This window comes from Marinicella meishanensis, assembly GCF_019931145.1.
In the GTDB taxonomy this organism is placed as follows: domain Bacteria; phylum Pseudomonadota; class Gammaproteobacteria; order Xanthomonadales; family Marinicellaceae; genus Marinicella; species Marinicella meishanensis.
Genome location: NZ_JAIOUV010000011.1, coordinates 31,515 through 50,231, shown reverse-complemented (window position 1 = coordinate 50,231; position 18,717 = coordinate 31,515). Strand labels below are relative to the sequence as shown.

The following is an 18,717-nucleotide window of genomic DNA, read 5'->3' as shown; positions in this document are numbered from 1 at the left end:
GCACGTATGGACGGCACATGAGTTACCACATCAAACAATACCAGCCTGGCGAAATCATATTTCACGGAGGTGACCGGTCTGATTGTGCATACATCATCGAACAAGGCCAGGTTGAAATCTACGTTGAGTCCAGCGAAAGCATCATTGACATCCTCAATGAAGGTGAATTGTTTGGCGAAATGGGGGTGTTGGATCAATCGCCCCGGTCCACCTCAGCCCGGGCCTTGACGGCCGTCACCTTACTGGAAGTCAGAACCCAACAAATCACCAATCGCCTGGCTGAAAGTGACCCCATTGTCAAAGCCCTGGTCGGGGTGTTGTTGAAACGTTTCCGCTCCATGTTGCCATCGGGTCAGATAAACGCCGGCAACAACAATCTGTTGGAACAAGTGGCTTCGGTGATCGAACAAGCCGGCATTTCCAAATTCAAACTGGAAAGTGAATTGCGCATTGCCATCAATGGCGGACAAGTGCAAACGGTGTTCCAACCCATCAATGACATCCAAAGCAATCACATCACAGGTTTTGAGGCTTTGAGCCGGTGGCAGCACCCGGAACGGGGGTTCATTTCTCCGGTTGAATTCATCGCCTTGGCCGAAGAAACCGATTTGATCATTGAAGTGGGTGATTTGGTTTTTACCCGAGCCATCGAAATGCTCACGCAATTGCCAGACCATGTGTTCATCAACATCAACGTGTCTTCCAGACAATTGGACGATGACCAATTTTTGAACCGGGTTTTGAGCCGGGTCCAAGACCACCACATCAGCCCGGAAAGATTGAAATTGGAAATCACCGAAACCATGGTGGTGGATTTTGAGTTGGCCAAAAAATGGCTGGACAAGTGTCGCAACATTGGCTTTCCGGTGTGTGCCGACGATTTTGGCACCGGGCATTCAGGCATGGAACAATTGGTGGAACTGAATTTTGACGTGCTCAAAGTCGATCAAGTGTTCATCCGCAACATGTTCAAAAACCAGCGGTACCAAACCATCCTCAAAGCCATTGCCCACATTGGTCACAGTTTGGGCACCAAACTGGTGGCAGAGGGCGTTGAAGACGCGTCTCAGCATGACATGCTGAAGCAGTTGAATTTTGATTTTGGCCAAGGTTATTTCTTTGGCAAACCAATGTCGAAAGAAGAAGTGCTGCAACTGAAGTTCAATTGAATTCCCCTGGTCTTGTAGACTGTAAAGGCCCACCAGATTCACCCGCATAACCGGCTAAGCTGGTGGCCTCAACTGCCAATCAGCCCACCTTGGGCTCACAGGGAGTGTGGTCTATTGGGAAAACATCCGATAAAAAGTCCCAAGAACATTCCATTTTCAAAAATTATTGCTTACAATGTTTGTGTGGGTAAGAAGTCGCTACATCTGTGGGATATGGTCAAAGTCCCAGTAGCGACATCAGGTGTATTCATAGCATTATGATGACACCTTTGTTGGCCGGATTGTTTCAATCCGGCCAACCTTTTGGAGCCACGTCTATCCTTGCTAACCAAACGCCAGCTGAACAGATTGGTGCAATTCAGATTGTGTTCATGAAACTTGACATACACTGGCTGCATACCAATTTTTGGAGTCTGTGATGAACAAGTTGACCCTATTGACCTGCTTACTGAGTGCCTCATTTGTGGCCTCAGCCAATCGTTACAACAACATCAATTACGGCCGTGTGGTCGAAGTGGAACCCATTTATCAATACGTGTCGATTCCTGAGGAGCGACAAGTGTGCGAACGATACCGCACCGAGCCACGCCCCCGATCCAATGCCGGCAAAGCCATTTTGGGTGGCATCATTGGTGGTGCCATTGGCAACCGCTTCGGTAAGGGCAGCGGACGCGATGCCGCCACCGCCGCAGGCATTTTGATCGGTGCCGGCGTGGGTGCCAATCAGCCCAACCGCCATCGCCATGGTCAAAGTTGTTACATTGAGACCCATTACCGCGAAGAAAATCGCTTCATGGGTTATGACGTGACCTATGAATACAATGGCGATTTGTATCACACCCAGATGCAAGAACACCCCGGTGACCGGGTGCGATTGCGCGTATCTGTGGATGTCATTGATCGCTGATTCAATTTAATTTCAGGGTACACAACAAGGCACTTGGGTGCCTTGTTGTGTGTTGGGCGGGAAAAAATTTGATTCAGGTCAATAAATCCTGGGCTTGTCATGAAAATGTTGCGCAATTTAAACGGACAGCGGTAACAATCGGGTTAGAATATAAATTCGGGGGGAATCACATGAACAAAGCGTGTCACTGGCGATGGAGATTGTTGGTGTGTGGACCTGACGGTAACGAAAACGACCTGAGACTGTTATGACAAGAGAAAACCCGCTGAATACGGAACAAGCCAAAAAACTGTTGAATCAATTTTCTGATCACAAATACGTGATGAAACAAAAGCGCAACATTTCGGGTAGGGAATTGTTGCAGCTGAGCCATGCGGCCGGTGAATACCCTTACGATGAAAAGATGGAATTGATAGAGTATGAAACCGAAAAACACCTGCTGCAAACGGAGTTGTTGAAGATACAAAGCTGGGTCAAAGAAACCGGACAGCGCATCGTGTGTCTGTTTGAAGGTCGTGATGCGGCCGGTAAAGGGGGCACCATCAAACGCTTCATGGAGCACCTCAATCCCCGTGCCGCCCATGTGGTGGCCTTGGAAAAGCCCACCGAAAGAGAACGCGGACAATGGTATTTTCAACGCTATGTGGCCCAACTGCCGACCAAAGGGGAAATGGTGTTTTTTGACCGCTCCTGGTACAACCGGGCCGGTGTTGAAAGGGTCATGAAGTTTTGTAATGAAGAAGAGTACCAAGAATTCATCCGACAGGTGTTTCCGTTTGAACAAATGCTGGTCAATTCAGGCATCATCTTGTTTAAATTTTGGTTCTCGGTGACCCGCCAAGAACAGCTGCGGCGGTTCCACAGTCGCAAGAATGACCCACTGAAGCATTGGAAGCTCAGTCCGGTGGATGTGCAATCACTGGACAAATGGGACGATTACACCAAAGCCAAAAAGGACATGTTCTTTCACACCGACAATCCACTGACGCCTTGGACCGTGATCAAGTCAGACGACAAGAAACGGGCCCGGATTAATTGCATGCGGTATTTTTTGCATCACTTGGATTACCCCAACAAGAACCTGTCGATTGTCAAAGACTATGACACCAACATCGTCGGATCGGTCAACAAAATGTATCCCTATGCGACCCTGAGGGCAATCAGTAATGAAGGATAAGGAGCAAAAGGTGGTGGCCATGGTGGCCAAGTGCGAGGCCATTCTTGAGCAGGTGGAAGCGCATGCCAAATCCATCGAAAAAATGCATGACCACATGCAGATCATGATTGAACACAACAAGAAGTTGGAAGATCAGATCCGCAAGAAAGAACGGCAGGAAATGCAGAAAGAGGTGATGGCCATGGCCAGTAAGGCGGCCAAAAAAGCGGCCAAGAAAAGCATTGCCAAAGCCAAAATCAGAGAGCGGTTGAAATCAGAAAAAGAGGATTGATCCGATTTGGATATCCCACAAAAAAGGGCTGATTCATCAGCCCTTTTTGGGGTTTTGACATCGTGAATTTTACTCAGCCAACAGCGAACGGGCGGTGTCCACCACACGCTCGGTGGTGAAGCCAAAGTGTTCGAACAGCTGCTTGCCTGGGGCCGATTCACCGAATGTGTTTTGGCCAATCACGCGGCCATTGAGGCCCACGTATTTATACCAGTAGTCGCCTTGTGCGGCTTCCACCGCCAGGCGTTTGTCACATGCGGCTGGCATAACCGTTTCACGGTAAGCCGCGTCTTGTTGGGCAAAAATTTCAGCACAAGGCATGGACACCAAACGAGCCGCCACGCCAGTGGCTTGCAATTGCTGTACTGCTTCGCTGGCAATGCCCACTTCAGACCCGGTGGCAATGACGATCAACTCAGGTGCTCCTGCACAATCCAGCAACACATAGCCACCGCGTTTGATGGATTCAATTTGGGTCTTGTTGCGTGCTTGGTGCGCCACCCCTTGGCGGGTGAACAACAAACAAGAAGGGCCTTCGGTGCGGGCCACGGCTGTTTGCCAGGCCACCACCGATTCAACCGCGTCGCACGGTCGCCACACATGCATGTTGGGAATCATGCGCAGGGTGGGGGTTTGTTCCACCGGTTGGTGGGTTGGACCATCTTCGCCGACCCCAATGGAGTCGTGGGTGTAAACGAAAATGTTGCGTATCTTCATCAAAGCCGCCATGCGCAAGGCATTGCGGGCGTATTCAGAAAACATCAAAAAGGTGGCGCTGTAAGGGATGAAACCACCGTGCAAGGCCATGCCGTTGGTGATGGCACTCATGGCAAATTCACGCACCCCGTAAGACAAATAATTGCCGGTGAAGTCGCCACCATTGATGGATTTGGATCCTGACCAGAAGGTGTTGTTCGAGGGGGTCAGGTCGGCCGAACCGCCAAAAAACTCAGGCAAAATGGGGCCCAATCCTTCCAAGGCGTGTTTGGAGGCTTTGCGGGTGGCCATTTGTGGTGCGTCTTGGGCGGTTTGTTGGATGTATTGCTCGGTCACTTGTTGCCAGTTCTCTGGCAGTTGGCCGGCCAGTCTTCGTTGCAATTCGGCAGCGAGTTCTGGGTGTTGGCTGGCATAGGCTTGGAATTGATGTTGCCAGTCTTGTTCAGCGGCGGCGCCGGCTTCGGTGGCGTCCCAGGCGGCGTATATTTCATTGGGTATGACAAAAGCTTCATGCGGCCAGTTCAAGGCTTGGCGGGTGGCCACCACTTCCTCAGCACCCAAAGGGGCGCCGTGGCAATCATGCGAGCCCGCTTTGTTGGGTGCCCCGGCACCAATTTGGGTCTTGGCGCAGATCAAAGTGGGCTGATCGCTGTTGGCCAAGCCGGCAGCGATGGCTTGTTTGACTGCTTCGGCATCGTGTCCATCCACGGCTTCAATCACCTGCCAACCGTAGGCGCGAAACCGCTGTGGCGTGTCATCGGTGAACCAACCGTCGACTTCCCCGTCGATGGAAATGTTGTTGTCATCGTAGATTGCAATCAGTTTACCCAGTTGCAGGGTGCCTGCCAGCGAACAGGCTTCATGAGAAATGCCTTCCATCAAGCAACCATCTCCCAAAAACACATAGGTGTGGTGATCAATCAACGGGTGACCGGGTTGGTTGAATTGTGCTGCCAGCAGCTTTTCTGCCAAGGCCATACCCACGGCATTGGCGATGCCTTGACCCAATGGGCCGGTGGTGGTTTCAATGCCGGGTGTGTAGCCATATTCCGGGTGTCCGGGGGTCTTGGAGTGTAACTGTCTAAAGTCTCGCAAATCATCCATGTCCAAGTCATAGCCTGACAAGTGCAAGGCGGCATAGGGCAACATGGAGCCGTGTCCGTTGGACATGACAAAGCGATCGCGGTTGGGCCAATGGGGATTTTTGGGGTTGTGCTGCAGGAAGTCGTTGAACAGCACTTCGGTGATGTCGGCCATGCCCATGGGGGCACCGGGGTGTCCCGAATTGGCTTGTTGAACGGCATCCATCGCAAGCACGCGAATGGCATTGGCCAGCAATTTTCTCTCTGTCATGGTGTGTTTTCCCGTTGATTGATATTGAATGTCCAAATGGCATCCTTACGGGGTTTGTATTTTAGGGTTTCTCGGACTCATTAACAACGGCTAATGCGGATTTCACTGCGAGTGGTTGGCACCTTGATCAGCCGGTGCCTGGGCACGGCTGGGATATTGCAGGGTGCTTTTGCCACAGTAAACAAGACAGCATTAGTGTGTTTGCTCTATAATGCCATGCATAATTGGCTAACAAAACCATCGTGAGGAATTTATGGCGAAGAAAAAAACATTGAAAAAGTCGGCAGACAGCAACAAAAAATCAGCCAACCTGGCTGAGTCTTTGGTGGGGTCGGCCAATGAGATCTGGCTGGCGGGTTTGGGGGCATTTGCCAAAGCCCAGTCAGAAGGTAAAAAAATCTATGACAAATTGATCGATGAAGGCAAAGACTTTGAAAAGCTGTTCAAGTCGGTGCCACAAAAAGCCGTCAGTGATGTGAAATCCACCGTCAGTTCCACCGTCAGTTCGGCCAAGAAACGGGCTTCTGAAAGCTGGGACAAACTGGAAGACGTGTTTGAAAAACGGGTTGAGAAGTCTTTGAAAAGCCTGGGTGTGCCATCCAAGGATGAATTGGGCGATTTGATGAATCGCATTGATAAACTGACCAATGAGGTCAGTAAATTGGCCAAGGAAAAAGGCGCTGCTGTGAAACAAACCGTGGCCAAAACCGCGACCGATGCCAAACAGACGGTGGCCAAAGTGGCCGACGAAGCGAAAAAAGCCGTCAGCCAAGCCACCGCCAAAGCCAAATCAGCGACCAAGCCGGCGGCCAAGAAAACCAGCAAAAAGAAAGTCGCTAAAAAACCGGCGACCAAGCAGGCTGCGGCCAAGAAACCGGCTGCCAAAAAAACCACCAAGAAAAAAGTGGCCAAGAAGAAAACCACCAAAAAGTAACGACCCCGCAAGCGGTCAACAAAAAAGCCACCTGATCAGGTGGCTTTTTTTGTGGCTGTGAAACGAGGGTTGCTCAAACCATCAAACACTGCGGATGGTGCGTTCCAGGGCGTCCAGTGATTCATTCAAGTGCTCGGTCCAATCAACGTGTTGGCCATCATCGGCCAAGAAGTCCAGGATGGAGCGATGTTTCTGTGCCAGTTTGTGGGTGTTCATGTACAAGCCGTGGCGGGCCAGCACCGGTTGCAATTCAGCCTGTTGTTCGATCAAGTGACGGCGGGTCGACTGGTAGGCATAATCACACAATTGATCGCGCTTCGAATAACTGAACAAGTTGGATTGAAACAAGGTTTCGTCATTGGCGTCGGGTTCGGCCAAAATGATGTCGGCATGTGGGAAGAGGCTTTCGTATTTATCCAAACCGGACTTCAGGCGCGATTGGACAATGGAACGGAAAGTCTGTGACAACACCAGTGGCAAGCCGCCACTGACCAAGCCTTTTTCATCGGTTTTCAAGGTGCGTTCAAACGGCACGATGGGATTCACTGCGAACAACAAATGGGTGTCTTGTTTCAGTGCCGCCGATGCATTCATGGTGCGGCGCAAAGCCCCATCGACATAGAACTTGCCATTGATTTTGACCGGTGAATACAAGCCAGGTAAAGCCGAGGAAGCTTGCACTGCTTTGGAAATGGGCACGGTGTTGTTGTCGCGGTTGCCAAAGCCGGCGATCTTGCCGCTGTTCAACTCACAAGCCACGATGTACAGCTCTTTTTGCAGCTGGCGAAAATCATTGGTTGAGCCATGTTCTTGGATGATGGTGCGCAAGAACGTTTCCAGCTTCTCATTATTGAACACCCCGGCTGGCAGAATTTTGCCGGTCATTTCCAGTACATCAACCACGCTGGTTTTCAGTGGATTTTGGGCCCAGCGCAAAATGGTTTTGCCCAGCAAAGAGGGGGTTTTGGCCAGGTTTAAGATGTAGTCTTTGTAGGCCGGCTGCAAAAAGTGATCGGGGTTGAAGGGGGTTTCGTGTTTTTTGCTGAAAGCAAAAATCTCAGCCATCTTCCTCAGGTCGATGCCATTGGCCAAGCCAGCGGCGATGAAAGCACCGGCACTGACGCCCACATAAACATCCAGTTCGGTGATTTTCAGGGGTTCCAGCGAGTCTTCGATGGCACACAAGGCGCCCAACTCATAAAAGCCACCTAAGGGGCCGCCGCCAGCCAAAGCCAAACCAAATTTTTGGTTGCTGCGGATGGGCTTGATTGCGGGTTTAACGGTTAACATGCCGCTATTATAGTCATGTACTTAATTTTCGCCACGCTGTCAGAATAAATAGACTGGTTTTTTTGCCCAACAACCGGCATAGTTTCAATCGGATGACGAGGTGGTCATCAACACGCCAATTTCTGCCAGTCAAGTCGCTGAAATTTGGCACAATGACAACAATGGGCTGATCTTCACTGAAAAAAATAGGTTAAGATACCGAAGCAGAAGCATTGGTTTGAAATGGAGGGTTCAAATGATCAAAGTAATGTTGGTGGACGACCACGACATCGTACGCACAGGCATTCGCCTGGTGCTGGAGAAAATGTCGGGCATTCGCATTGTGGGTGAGTGCAACGATGGCTACCAGGCACTGGCCATGGTGGAACAAGAAAAACCGGATGTGGTGCTGATGGATGTCAACATGCCCCGCATGAGCGGCTTGGAAGCAACCAAAAAAATTACTGACATTGATCCGTTTGTGAAGATCATCATTCTCACCATCCATGCCAAAAATCCTTATCCCAAACAATTGTTGGATGCCGGCGCCAATGGGTACCTGACCAAAGGCTGTGCCGCTGAAGAACTGGAGGAGTCGATCCGCAAGGTGTACGCCGGTCAGCGGTATGTGGGGGCTGACATCGCCCAGCAGATGGCCCTCTCGATGTTGCCAGGTGGGCAGAAAGACTCGCCATTCGATGCCCTGACCAGCCGCGAGATGGAAGTGATGATGTTGCTGGTGCGGGGCAAGAAAGCCAAAGAGATTGGTCGCATATTGGATTTGAACGACAAAACCGTGGCCACTTATAAGTACCGCATTCTGGAGAAGTTGGACATCAAAAACGACGTCAAGCTGACCCATTTGGCCATCAGACATGGCATCTTGGACCCGCAAGAAGTGGACGCCATGGATTGAAAACAGCTGGCAGCTGCGGGGTGCCAAAAAAACACCGGCCCACACAGCGGTCGGGGTTGGGTTGCCGCAGCCCTGAAAAACCTCAAAAAAACCACAAATAAAGCTGTTATCTTGCGCCGATTTCCTATAAAATTGCCCGTCTTTTTTAATGCCCCTAATTTCAGAGGTTAATTATGGTAAAAATTAAATTGGTTAGGCATGGCGCCAAGCGTTCGCCTTTCTACAAAGTTGTGGCGACCGATTCGCGCAACGCCGGTGACGGTAAAGCATTGGAACGATTGGGTTTTTTCAACCCCATGGCCAGAGGCCAGGAAGTGCGCTTGAACCTGAATTTGGACCGCATCAATCACTGGGTTGGTCAAGGTGCACAACTGTCAGAGCGAGTTGGTTCATTGGTGAAGCAGGCCCAAAAATCTGCTTAAAACATCGTGAACAATGACTTGATAACGGTCGGTAAAGTCACCGGTCATTATGGAGTGAAAGGTTGGTTGAAGGTTTATTCATTCACCCAGCCGATGGAAAACATCGCCACTTACACCACTTGGGTGGTGGGTGGACAAACCATCAAAGGAATCAAAGCCAAACGCCATGGCAAAACCATGATCGCCTTGTTTGACGGTTGTGAGAATCGAGAATCGGCACAGCCCTTCATCGGTTCGTCCATTCAAATCAATGCCACCGATTTGCGGGATTTGCAACAAGACGAATTCTACTGGCACCAACTGATTGGCTTGGATGTGTTCGACACACAAGGCGCAGCGTTGGGGCAAGTGGCTTCGCTGTTTGAAACCGGTGCCAATGACGTGTTGGTGGTTAAGGACGCACAACAAAAGGAATTGTTGATACCTTATATACAGGATCAATATGTGGTGTCGGTCGATTTGGCCGGTTCGCGCATGGTGGTTGATTGGGAACGGGAAGATTGATGCACATCAACGTGCTCACTTTGTTCCCGCAAATGGTTGAAGACGCCCTGTCTTACGGGGTGATTGGCAAAGCCATTGAGCAAGGTTTGGTCACTGTCAAGTGCATCAACCCGCGTGATTTTGCCGAAAACAAGCACCAGCGGGTGGATGACAAACCCTTTGGCGGCGGCCCAGGCATGGTCATGATGTATGACCCATTGTTCCGGGCATTGCGGTCCATCGGTCAAACGGCCGAAACGGGCCCGGTGCTGTGCATGAGCCCGCAAGGCGACACCTTGTGTCAGCACCATTGTAATGAGTGGGCCCAATTGCCGCAGATCACATTGGTTTGTGGTCGGTATGAAGGCATTGATCAACGCTTCATTGAAGCGCATGTTGATCAGGAAATTTCCATTGGTGACTATGTCATCAGTGGCGGCGAAATGGCGGCATGTGTGGTCATTGATGCCACCATACGTCAGTTGGCTGGCGTTTTGGGAGACAGTGAATCGGCCGAGACCGATTCATTCATGACGGGTCAATTGGGCATGCCCCAATACACCCGTTCAGAATTGTTGGGACAATCAGGTGTCCCGGCGGTGTTGTTGAGTGGTCACCACCAGGCAATCGATTCCTGGCGGCAAGAACAGGCCAAACAACTCACCCAGCATAGAAGACCTGATTTATTGGAAGGCACCTCTGAGGGTCATTGAAGGCCACTCACGTACCCAGAAGAATGATTGATGAAGAGTGTAAATCATGAGTGACATCATTAAGCAATTAGAAGCTGCCCAGCTGCGCAGTGATTTGCCAACTTTCAGCCCTGGAGACACGGTTGTGGTTGGTGTGAAGGTAATCGACGGTACACGTGAGCGTGTACAAAACTACGAAGGTGTGGTCATTGCGGTGAAAAACCGTGGCATCAACTCGGCGTTTACTGTGAGAAAAATATCTTACGGCGAAGGCGTTGAGCGGGTGTTTCAAACCCACAGCCCTTTGATTGACAGCGTGCAAGTCAAACGTCGAGGTAAAGTCAGACGCGCCAAGTTGTACTACTTGCGTGGATTGGAAGGTAAAGCGGCTCGCATCACCGAGAAGCTGGACACCAAGAAATAATCACTGGGAGAAGAATTATGTCTAGAGTATGTCAAGTCACCGGTAAGAAAACAGCCGTAGGAAACAACGTCTCACACGCCATGAACAAAACCCGCCGACGGTTTTTGCCCAATTTGCAAAACCACCGTTTTTGGGTTGAGAGCGAAAACAAGTGGGTCAAACTCAGGGTCTCAGCCAAAGGCATGAGAATCATTGATAAGAAAGGCATTGATGCGGTTTTGGCTGAAATGCGTCATCGCGGCGAGAAGGTGTAATCATGAGAGATAAAATTAAATTGGTTTCCAGTGCCGGTACCGGTCACTACTACACAACCGACAAGAACAAGAAAAACACCCCAGACAAAATGGAGTTCAAAAAATACGACCCCGTTGTCAGAAAACACGTGATTTACAACGAAAAGAAAATCAAGTGATTTAACCCGTGCCGACGCCCACTGTGGTGGGTGTCGGCATGAAAGTCTATCAGGTGCAGAATTTGCAGCAGGGTGCTTGTCGCTAACAAGTTGCTGTGATTGCAGTTGATATTGTAATAACCCTAATCTACAGGAAAATTAAAATGGCAAAAGTCAGTGTCAAACAGCTGCTGGAAGCTGGTGCTCATTTCGGGCACAACACCAGATATTGGAATCCCAAAATGGCCCCTTATATTTTCGGCGCCAGAAACAAAATTCACATCATCGACCTCAGAAAAACCGAAGAAATGTTGAACGATGCCATGAACTTCATGGGCAAAATCGCTTCACGTCGCGGCAAAGTGATGTTCGTTGGTACCAAACGCGCCGCCAGCAAAGCCATCAAAGAAGAGGCTTTGCGTTGTGGCATGCCGTTTGTTTCACACCGTTGGTTGGGTGGCATGTTGACCAACTACAAAACCGTGAAAGACTCCATTAACCGCTTGAAAGAAATCGAAGACATGCAAGCTGATGGCCGCATTGAACGCTTCGTCAAGAAAGAGCAATTGAACATGGAACGTGAGCGCGTGAAGTTGGAGAAAACTTTGGGTGGTATCAAGGACATGAAAGGATTGCCTGATGCTTTGTTCATTCTGGACACCCGTTATGAGTCGATTGCCATCAACGAAGCCAGAAAACTGGGCATCCCTGTGGTGGCTGTGGTTGATACCAACAACAGTTTTGAAGGCATTGACTACGTGATTCCGGCCAATGACGACGCCATGAAAGCGATCCGTTTGTATGCCGCCACGGCCGCTGATTCAATCTTGGAAGGCAAAGCGGCGATGCAAATCGAAGTCAAAGAAGAGGCCCCAGCGAAGAAAGCCAAAGCGGCGCCGAAGAAAGCCAAGGTCGAAGACAATGTTGAAGATAAGGGCGAAGACAAAGCTGCGGCAGAGATGGCTGAAGAAGCCAAAGCGCCGGTGGCTGACAAAGTGGCAGAAACTGCCGAAGAAGTGAAGGCAGAAGTGGTTGAAGAAGCGGCTGCAGAAGACGCTGAAAAAGTCACCAAAAAAGTGACCAAAAAGAAAGCCACCAAGAAAAAGACCACCAAAAAGAAAACCACCAAGAAAAAAACCACCAAGAAAAAAGTGGCCAAAAAAGCCGCTGCTAAAAAAGACGAAGACTGATCGCCAGTCATTCGTCCACAGATCGTTAAATTAAGAGTCTGGCCCCTGTTTTGGGGCCGGGCTGTTTTCACATATTGAATGAGGAAAAAGACATGAGCATTACCGCTGCAATGGTTAAAGAGTTACGTGAAATCACCGGTGCTGGGATGATGGAATGTAAAAAAGCTTTGGTAGAAACCAATGGCAACATCGAAGTTGCGATTGAGAACATGAGAAAATCCGGTGCGGCCAAAGCTGCGAAGAAGTCAGGCCGTGTGGCTGCCGACGGCATCATCAAAGTGGCCACTTCAGCCGACGGCAAACAAGCCGTGCTGGTGGAAGTCAACTGTGAAACCGACTTTGTGGCCAAAGACGAAAGTTTCTTGGGCTTCACTGAGTTGGTGGTTCAGGCTGCACTGGAAAACCAAGTGGCTGATGTGGACGCATTGAATGCTTTGGAAGTCAACGGCAAAAGCATCGAACAAGCCCGCACCGACTTGGTCGCTAAAATTGGTGAGAACATCCAAGTCCGTCGGGTGCAATTGGTCAAAGCCGGTGACGGCCAGGTGGGTCATTACTCACACGGCAAAAACATCGGTGTGGTGGTGGCAGCCACCGGTGCCGATGAGGAACTGATCAAAGATTTGGCCATGCACATCGCGGCAGCCAATCCTGAGTATGTTTCAGAAGAACAAGTGCCTGCCGAGCAATTGGAAAAAGAAAAAGAAATTTTGATTGCCCAAGCACAAGATTCTGGCAAGCCTGCCGAGATCATCGAGAAGATGGTTGGTGGACGGATCAGAAAGTATTTGGCTGAAATCACTTTGAAAGGTCAGCCATTCGTGAAAGACCCAGACATGACCGTTGAGAAATTGTTGAATGCCAAAAACGCAGATGTGTTAGAATTTGTGCGTTTTGAAGTTGGCGAAGGCATCGAGAAAAAAGTCGATAACTTCGTTGAGGAAGTGATGGCTCAAGCACGTGGAAACTGATACTGATTCACTGAAATACCAAAGAATTCTGCTGAAACTCAGCGGCGAAGCCTTGATGGGCGCTGAGGATTATGGCATTGATCCTCAGGTCATCAACCGCCTGTCTCAAGAAATCGCCCAGGTACACCGCCTGGGCGTTGAGATCGGCATCGTCATCGGTGGCGGCAACATCTTCCGTGGGGCCGGCCTGAGTAAATCTGGCATCGACCGGGTGACCGGTGACCACATGGGCATGCTGGCCACGGTGATGAATTCACTGGCACTACAAAACGCCTTAGAAAAACAAGGGGTGAAAGTGCGGGTGATGTCAGCCATTGGCATCCACGAAGTGTGTGAAGATTACATCCGCCGTCGGGCCATCAGACACCTGCAAAAAGGCAACATCACGGTGTTTGCCGCCGGCATCGGCAATCCCTTCTTCACCACCGACTCGGCGGCCAGCCTGCGGGCCATTGAAATCAATGCCGACATCGTCCTCAAAGCCACCAAAGTGGATGGCATTTATTCGGCCGATCCGGTCAAAGACCCCAGCGCCTACAAATACGATCATTTGACATATGACGAAGTGATTGAGAAGAAGCTGGCGGTGATGGACACCTCTGCGGTGGTCCTGTGCCGCGATCGCAAAATGCCAATTCGAATCTTTAACATGAACCAAGAAAATGCATTGATGGAAATCGTCAAGGGCAGTAACATTGGTACCGTAGTGACCGCTGAATAATAAGGAGAAATTGATGATCAACGACATCATTAAAGAAGCCGATCAACGCATGAGCAAAACCATTGAGGCCTTGCACAATGAATTGAAAGGGGTGCGCACCGGTCGGGCCAATGTCAGTTTGCTGGATGGCATCATGGTCGATTATTACGGGTCTGCCTCGGCACTGAATCAAGTGGCCAACGTGGCGGTACAGGATTCCCGGACTTTGACCGTAACGCCTTGGGAGAAAACCATGATTGAGCCGATTGAAAAGGCCATCATGTCCTCCAATTTGGGCTTAAACCCAGTCAGTGCTGGCATGGTCATTCGCATTCCATTGCCACCTTTGACCGAAGAACGGCGCAAAGACTTGGTGCGGTTGGTGGGGCAAATTGCTGAAAACAGCAAAATCGCGCTGCGCAACATCCGCCGCGACGCCAACACCCATTTGAAACAAATGCTCAATGACAAAGACATCACCGAAGATGATTTGCATGGGGCTGAAAAGCGGGTACAGGAAGTGACCGATAAATTCGTCGGTCAAGTGGACAATGTGGTGTCCGAAAAAGAAAAGGAATTGATGGAAATCTGACCCCAGCACCACGAGTCATCACGGCATCATGAGTATTCAGCACATCGCCATCATCATGGACGGAAACGGGCGATGGGCCACTCAACGCAAAAGACCCCGCACCTTCGGTCACCAGGCCGGGGTAAAAACCGTCCGTTCCACCATCGAAACCTGTGTGCAACTGGGCATCCCCTCATTGACCCTGTTCGCGTTCAGCAGCGAAAACTGGTCTCGTCCAGCCAAAGAAGTGCAGCGCTTGATGGACTTGTTCATGCGCTCGCTGAACAAAGAAACGCCGGAGCTGTTGGCCCAAGGGGTGCAACAGAATTTCATTGGTGACTTGACCCAATTTTCCGACAAACTGCAAAGAAAAATGCATGAAGTGGCCAGCCTAAAACCCAGTCAACATCGCATGAACCTGAACATCGCGGTCAACTACGGTGGCAAGTGGGACGTGTTGCAAGCCGCCCGCAAAATGGCGCAGGAGGTCAGTCAACAAGGGCTGGATCCCACCACTGTGACTGAACAACAATTCCAAAGTCATTTGTCGCTGGCCGACCAACCGGCCGTCGATTTGTTGATTCGCACCGGCGGCGAACACCGCATTTCCAATTTTTTGTTGTGGCAAATCGCCTATGCCGAAGTGTTTTTTGTCGACACCCTGTGGCCCGATTTTGATGCCGATGCCTTGTTGAAAGTGGTCGATGCCTTCAACCTCAGAGAACGCCGTTTCGGCCAAACCAGTGAGCAAGTCAATGCTTAAACAACGCATCATCACCGCCGTCCTTTTGGCCCCCATTTTGTTGGCATTGGTCATTTATGGGCAAACTTGGGGTTTTGCCGCGTTGATTGCCATCATCCAACTGGCGGCCACCTGGGAATGGTTGAAAATCAACCAACTGCCGGCTGGTTTGGCGGCCATCAATGCCATCACCTTGACGGCTTTGACCGCGGTGTTGATCTTTGTCTGGCCTACCGCCCCCCAACACTGGATCATCGTTTATGCGGTGGTGTGGTTGTTGGCGGTGATCTGGTTGATGAATCACCGTTGGGGATATGACAACCGGCCACAGCAGACTGTCATCAAGGGCTTGTTGGGTGTGGTTGCCATCATGTTGTTTGCCATCAGCATCAATCAATTGCATGAAATGGACCGCGGACCTTGGTTGACCTTGGTGTTGTTTTTCCTGATCTGGGTGGCAGACATTGGCGCCTATGCCAGCGGCAAAACCTTGGGTAAACACAAATTGGCCATCAACATTTCCCCCGGTAAAACCTGGGAGGGCGTGATTGGGGCGATGATTTTTGTCGGCCTGTATGCCGCCATCATCAGCCATTACCTGGGTTGGGTTTGGTGGCAAGCCATGTTGTTGATGATGCCGATTGCGTTGTTTTCAGTGGTCGGTGATTTGGCCGCCAGTTTGGGCAAACGACAAGCCGGGGTGAAAGACAGTTCGCAATTGTTGCCTGGGCATGGCGGTTTCATCGATCGGTTTGACAGCTTGATCGCCGCCGCCCCGTTGTTCGCTTATTTTCTGCCCCACATCCAATAATTTGCCATGCAAAACGTCGCTGTCCTTGGTGCCACCGGATCCATCGGAGATTCAACCCTCGATGTCATCGCGGCACACCCTGACCGCTTTGCGGTGCACACCCTCAGTGCCCATCGCAACGCGGCCAAAATCACCCAATTGGCGCAACAGTTCCGCCCCCAACATGTGGTCATCACCGATCCTGCCACCTGGCAAACCGTGTCCGCCGCATTGGCCGGCAGTGGTTGTGAGGTGCACCAAGGCCCAGAGGCCCTGAATCAAGTGGTGCAACAAGTCGATGTGGACTTGGTGGTGGCCGGTATTGTGGGCAATGCCGGCATGGCCTCGGTGCTGGCCGCGGTCCAAGCCGGCAAGACCTTGTTGTTGGCCAACAAAGAAGCCATTGTGGCGGCCGGTCATTTGGTGATGCAGGCGGCAGCAGCCTCTGGCGCACGGATCATTCCGCTGGACTCAGAACACAACGCCATCTACCAATGTCTGGATCGCCAATATGTCACCGGCACGCGACCTGATGACGTCAAATCCATCACCTTAACCGCCTCCGGTGGACCGTTTTTACAACGCCACGCTGACACCTTCAAAGACATCACCCCAGCAGAAGCGGTGGCCCATCCAAAATGGGACATGGGGGCGAAAATATCGGTGGATTCAGCGACCCTGATGAACAAAGGGCTGGAAGTGATCGAAGCCCATTGGTTGTTCCACATGCCCAGCAACGACATCGATGTGGTGGTGCATCCGCAAAGCATCATCCACTCCATGGTCAATTTCATTGACGGTTCGGTGCTGGCGCAAATGGGCTGCCCGGACATGCGCATTCCCATTGCCCATGGTTTGGGCTTGGGACAAAGGTTGACCAACGGGGCGGATTTTCTGGACCTGATTCAGCACCAACAACTGACTTTCGAGGCCGCCGACACCAACAAATTTCCCTGCTTGAAACTGGCCAAAGAGGCCATTCAATTGGGCGGCACCGCGCCAGCCATTCTGAATGCCGCCAATGAAGTCACAGTGGCAGCCTTTTTGGCCGGCCGCATCCGGTTTGACCAGATACCGGTGTTCAATGATAAAATATTGAACATGACGGCGGTTAAACCGGTCGAATCATTGGCGCATTTACAAGCACTGGACCAAGCAGTCAGGCAGCGAACCGAAACCGCCATCAACGAAACAAACAACAACTTATGACGACTTTATTGGGCAGTATATTTTGGTTGATCATCACCTTGGGTGTGTTGGTCACCTTCCATGAATTGGGCCATTTTTGGATGGCCCGTTTGTTCAAAGTGAAGGTGCTGCGCTTCAGTGTGGGTTTTGGTAAGCCGATTTGGTCCCGTAATGACAAGCACGGCTCTGAAATTGCGGTGGCGCCGATTCCGTTGGGCGGCTATGTGAAAATGCTGGATGAGCGGGATTGTGAGGTGGCCGCCGAGCACCGCGACCAAACCTTCAACAGCAAACCCACCTGGCAACGTTTTTTGATCATGTTTGCTGGGCCGGCGTTTAACTTTATTTTGGCCTTCTTCTTGTATTGGCTGATGTTTGTGGTGGGCAAAAATGAAATCACCCCGACCTTGGGTGAACCGCAAAAGATCATGCAAAGTGCTGGCTTTGCCGAAAAAGATCAGCTCAAAACCATCGATGGTGAAGCCATCAGAACCTGGTCTGATGTGTCCCTGAGTCTGATCACGGCCGGCATCGACCGACGCGATGTTGAGGTGGACGTGCAAACCGCCACTGGCACCCGGTTGACCCGCACCCTGCCGTTGTCACAATTGGGTGATGAGGTGGCCGAAGAAGAAATGATTGAGCACATTGGCTTGCAGGCATACCGCGTGCCGGTGCCCGCTGTGCTGGACGAGCTGGATACCACCTTACCGGCGGCCCAAGCCGGGCTACAAGCCGGCGATGAAATCACCCACATCAATGGCCAAGCCGTGGTTGATTGGTATGCTTTGGTGAATCAGATCAACCAACTCGGTGACGGTCCCATCACTGTTGATTTTCGGCGCCAGGGTTCAGCCCGCACGGTCACCGTACCGGGTTTGGCCGCAGATCCCAATGACAGCAGTAAGCAAGTCTTAGGCGTGCGTCCAGTGGCACCTACCGAAGCCGATTTGGCTTACCGCAACAGCTTGTACTTCAACTTGTCCTATGGGCCCATGGAGTCGGTACCCCAAGCATTCATGCAAATGGGTAAGATCACCGGCAAGTCATTGGAAATGATGTGGAAGCTGGTCACCGGCAAGGCCTCGGTGAAAAATTTATCCGGTCCCATCACCATTGCTCAGGTGGCCAATGAGTCGGCCGCCAGGGGCTTGGCTTGGTACCTGTCGTTTTTGGCTTTGGTCAGTTTGTCCCTGGGGATCATCAATCTGTTGCCCATCCCGATGCTGGATGGGGGGCAAATGTTGTTCCTGATGTTTGAGAAAATCAAGGGTTCACCCCTGAGCGAACAATTTGAAATGAAGGCCCAGTTGGTCGGAATGTTTCTGCTAATTTCTTTGATGTCTTTAGCATTTTATAACGACATTTTAAGGTCAGTGTCTTAAAATACCGAAAAACAATAATTAAACCATATGCGAAATCTAGTTTTACTTTTGATGC

Annotated in this window: 21 protein-coding genes and 1 pseudogene; 20 read left to right on the top strand and 2 right to left on the bottom strand. The window is 50.8% G+C overall.

The window, feature by feature from the left end; all coding sequences use genetic code 11:
- Positions 1–17 precede the first annotated feature (17 nt).
- From K7G70_RS16675 to K7G70_RS16660, 4 genes are all read left to right on the top strand, one after another.
- Positions 18–1,169 carry an EAL domain-containing protein gene (locus tag K7G70_RS16675; protein WP_223789794.1) on the top strand — a complete coding sequence of 384 codons (1,152 nt, stop codon included), beginning with the start codon at positions 18–20 and terminating at the stop codon, positions 1,167–1,169.
- 418 nt (positions 1,170–1,587) lie between these two features.
- On the top strand, positions 1,588–2,076 hold the full coding sequence (locus K7G70_RS16670; protein WP_223789793.1) for a glycine zipper 2TM domain-containing protein: 489 nt from the start codon (positions 1,588–1,590) through the stop codon (positions 2,074–2,076).
- A 247-nt stretch (positions 2,077–2,323) separates the two neighbouring features.
- On the top strand, positions 2,324–3,253 hold the full coding sequence (gene ppk2 / locus K7G70_RS16665) for a polyphosphate kinase 2 (RefSeq protein ID WP_223789792.1): 930 nt from the start codon (positions 2,324–2,326) through the stop codon (positions 3,251–3,253).
- Positions 3,243–3,524 carry a hypothetical protein gene (locus K7G70_RS16660; protein ID WP_223789791.1) on the top strand — a complete coding sequence of 94 codons (282 nt, stop codon included), beginning with the start codon at positions 3,243–3,245 and terminating at the stop codon, positions 3,522–3,524. Before ppk2 ends, K7G70_RS16660 begins: the two co-directional genes overlap by 11 nt.
- Before the next feature lie 69 nt (positions 3,525–3,593).
- On the opposite strand, the gene tkt is transcribed toward K7G70_RS16660, so the two are convergent.
- Positions 3,594–5,594, bottom strand: a complete 2,001-nt coding sequence (gene tkt, locus K7G70_RS16655) for a transketolase (protein WP_223789790.1) — start codon at positions 5,592–5,594, stop codon at positions 3,594–3,596.
- Between the two features lie 253 nt (positions 5,595–5,847).
- Here tkt and K7G70_RS16650 point away from each other — a divergent pair, with 253 nt between their 5' ends.
- Entirely contained in the window at positions 5,848–6,528 is a 681-nt protein-coding gene (locus K7G70_RS16650; RefSeq protein WP_223789789.1) for a phasin family protein, read from the top strand.
- Positions 6,529–6,609: 81 nt separating this feature from the next.
- On the opposite strand, the gene K7G70_RS16645 is transcribed toward K7G70_RS16650, so the two are convergent.
- Complete coding sequence (locus K7G70_RS16645; RefSeq protein ID WP_223789788.1) at positions 6,610–7,818, bottom strand: patatin-like phospholipase family protein; 1,209 nt, start codon at positions 7,816–7,818, stop codon at positions 6,610–6,612.
- Positions 7,819–8,053: 235 nt separating this feature from the next.
- On the opposite strand from K7G70_RS16645, the gene K7G70_RS16640 reads away from it, so the two are divergent.
- The 15 genes and pseudogenes from K7G70_RS16640 to rseP all read left to right on the top strand — a co-directional run bounded on the left by K7G70_RS16640 (position 8,054) and on the right by rseP (position 18,662).
- On the top strand, positions 8,054–8,713 hold the full coding sequence (locus tag K7G70_RS16640; RefSeq protein WP_223789787.1) for a response regulator: 660 nt from the start codon (positions 8,054–8,056) through the stop codon (positions 8,711–8,713).
- 173 nt (positions 8,714–8,886) lie between these two features.
- On the top strand, positions 8,887–9,135 hold the full coding sequence (rpsP, locus tag K7G70_RS16635) for a 30S ribosomal protein S16 (protein WP_223789786.1): 249 nt from the start codon (positions 8,887–8,889) through the stop codon (positions 9,133–9,135).
- 6 nt (positions 9,136–9,141) lie between these two features.
- The gene (gene rimM / locus K7G70_RS16630; RefSeq protein ID WP_223789785.1) at positions 9,142–9,639 is read left to right on the top strand and encodes a ribosome maturation factor RimM; all 498 of its coding nucleotides are present in this window, start codon (positions 9,142–9,144) and stop codon (positions 9,637–9,639) included.
- Positions 9,639–10,331, top strand: coding sequence for a tRNA (guanosine(37)-N1)-methyltransferase TrmD (trmD, locus tag K7G70_RS16625; RefSeq protein WP_223789784.1), 693 nt, complete (start codon positions 9,639–9,641; stop codon positions 10,329–10,331). Before rimM ends, trmD begins: the two co-directional genes overlap by 1 nt.
- A gap of 46 nt (positions 10,332–10,377) precedes the next feature.
- On the top strand, positions 10,378–10,734 hold the full coding sequence (rplS, locus tag K7G70_RS16620; protein WP_223789783.1) for a 50S ribosomal protein L19: 357 nt from the start codon (positions 10,378–10,380) through the stop codon (positions 10,732–10,734).
- A gap of 17 nt (positions 10,735–10,751) precedes the next feature.
- A complete protein-coding gene (gene rpmB, locus K7G70_RS16615; protein ID WP_223789782.1) occupies positions 10,752–10,988 on the top strand; it encodes a 50S ribosomal protein L28 in 237 nt (78 codons plus the stop codon).
- Between the two features lie 2 nt (positions 10,989–10,990).
- Positions 10,991–11,146, top strand: a complete 156-nt coding sequence (gene rpmG, locus K7G70_RS16610) for a 50S ribosomal protein L33 (RefSeq protein WP_223789781.1) — start codon at positions 10,991–10,993, stop codon at positions 11,144–11,146.
- A gap of 143 nt (positions 11,147–11,289) precedes the next feature.
- Positions 11,290–12,138: pseudogene (rpsB, locus tag K7G70_RS16605) on the top strand (30S ribosomal protein S2); the annotation flags it as partial.
- A 269-nt stretch (positions 12,139–12,407) separates the two neighbouring features.
- Positions 12,408–13,286, top strand: coding sequence for a translation elongation factor Ts (tsf, locus tag K7G70_RS16600; protein WP_223789780.1), 879 nt, complete (start codon positions 12,408–12,410; stop codon positions 13,284–13,286).
- Entirely contained in the window at positions 13,276–14,007 is a 732-nt protein-coding gene (gene pyrH, locus K7G70_RS16595; protein ID WP_223789779.1) for a UMP kinase, read from the top strand. The genes tsf and pyrH overlap by 11 nt, the downstream gene beginning before the upstream one ends.
- 13 nt (positions 14,008–14,020) lie before the next feature.
- Positions 14,021–14,578 carry a ribosome recycling factor gene (gene frr / locus K7G70_RS16590; RefSeq protein ID WP_223789778.1) on the top strand — a complete coding sequence of 186 codons (558 nt, stop codon included), beginning with the start codon at positions 14,021–14,023 and terminating at the stop codon, positions 14,576–14,578.
- Between the two features lie 28 nt (positions 14,579–14,606).
- Complete coding sequence (gene uppS, locus K7G70_RS16585) at positions 14,607–15,320, top strand: polyprenyl diphosphate synthase (RefSeq protein WP_223789777.1); 714 nt, start codon at positions 14,607–14,609, stop codon at positions 15,318–15,320.
- A complete protein-coding gene (locus K7G70_RS16580; protein ID WP_223789776.1) occupies positions 15,313–16,110 on the top strand; it encodes a phosphatidate cytidylyltransferase in 798 nt (265 codons plus the stop codon). Before uppS ends, K7G70_RS16580 begins: the two co-directional genes overlap by 8 nt.
- Positions 16,111–16,116: 6 nt before the next feature.
- On the top strand, positions 16,117–17,298 hold the full coding sequence (gene dxr / locus K7G70_RS16575) for a 1-deoxy-D-xylulose-5-phosphate reductoisomerase (RefSeq protein ID WP_223789775.1): 1,182 nt from the start codon (positions 16,117–16,119) through the stop codon (positions 17,296–17,298).
- Positions 17,295–18,662 carry an RIP metalloprotease RseP gene (gene rseP / locus K7G70_RS16570; protein ID WP_223789774.1) on the top strand — a complete coding sequence of 456 codons (1,368 nt, stop codon included), beginning with the start codon at positions 17,295–17,297 and terminating at the stop codon, positions 18,660–18,662. The genes dxr and rseP overlap by 4 nt, the downstream gene beginning before the upstream one ends.
- The last annotated feature ends 55 nt before the right edge of the window (positions 18,663–18,717 follow it).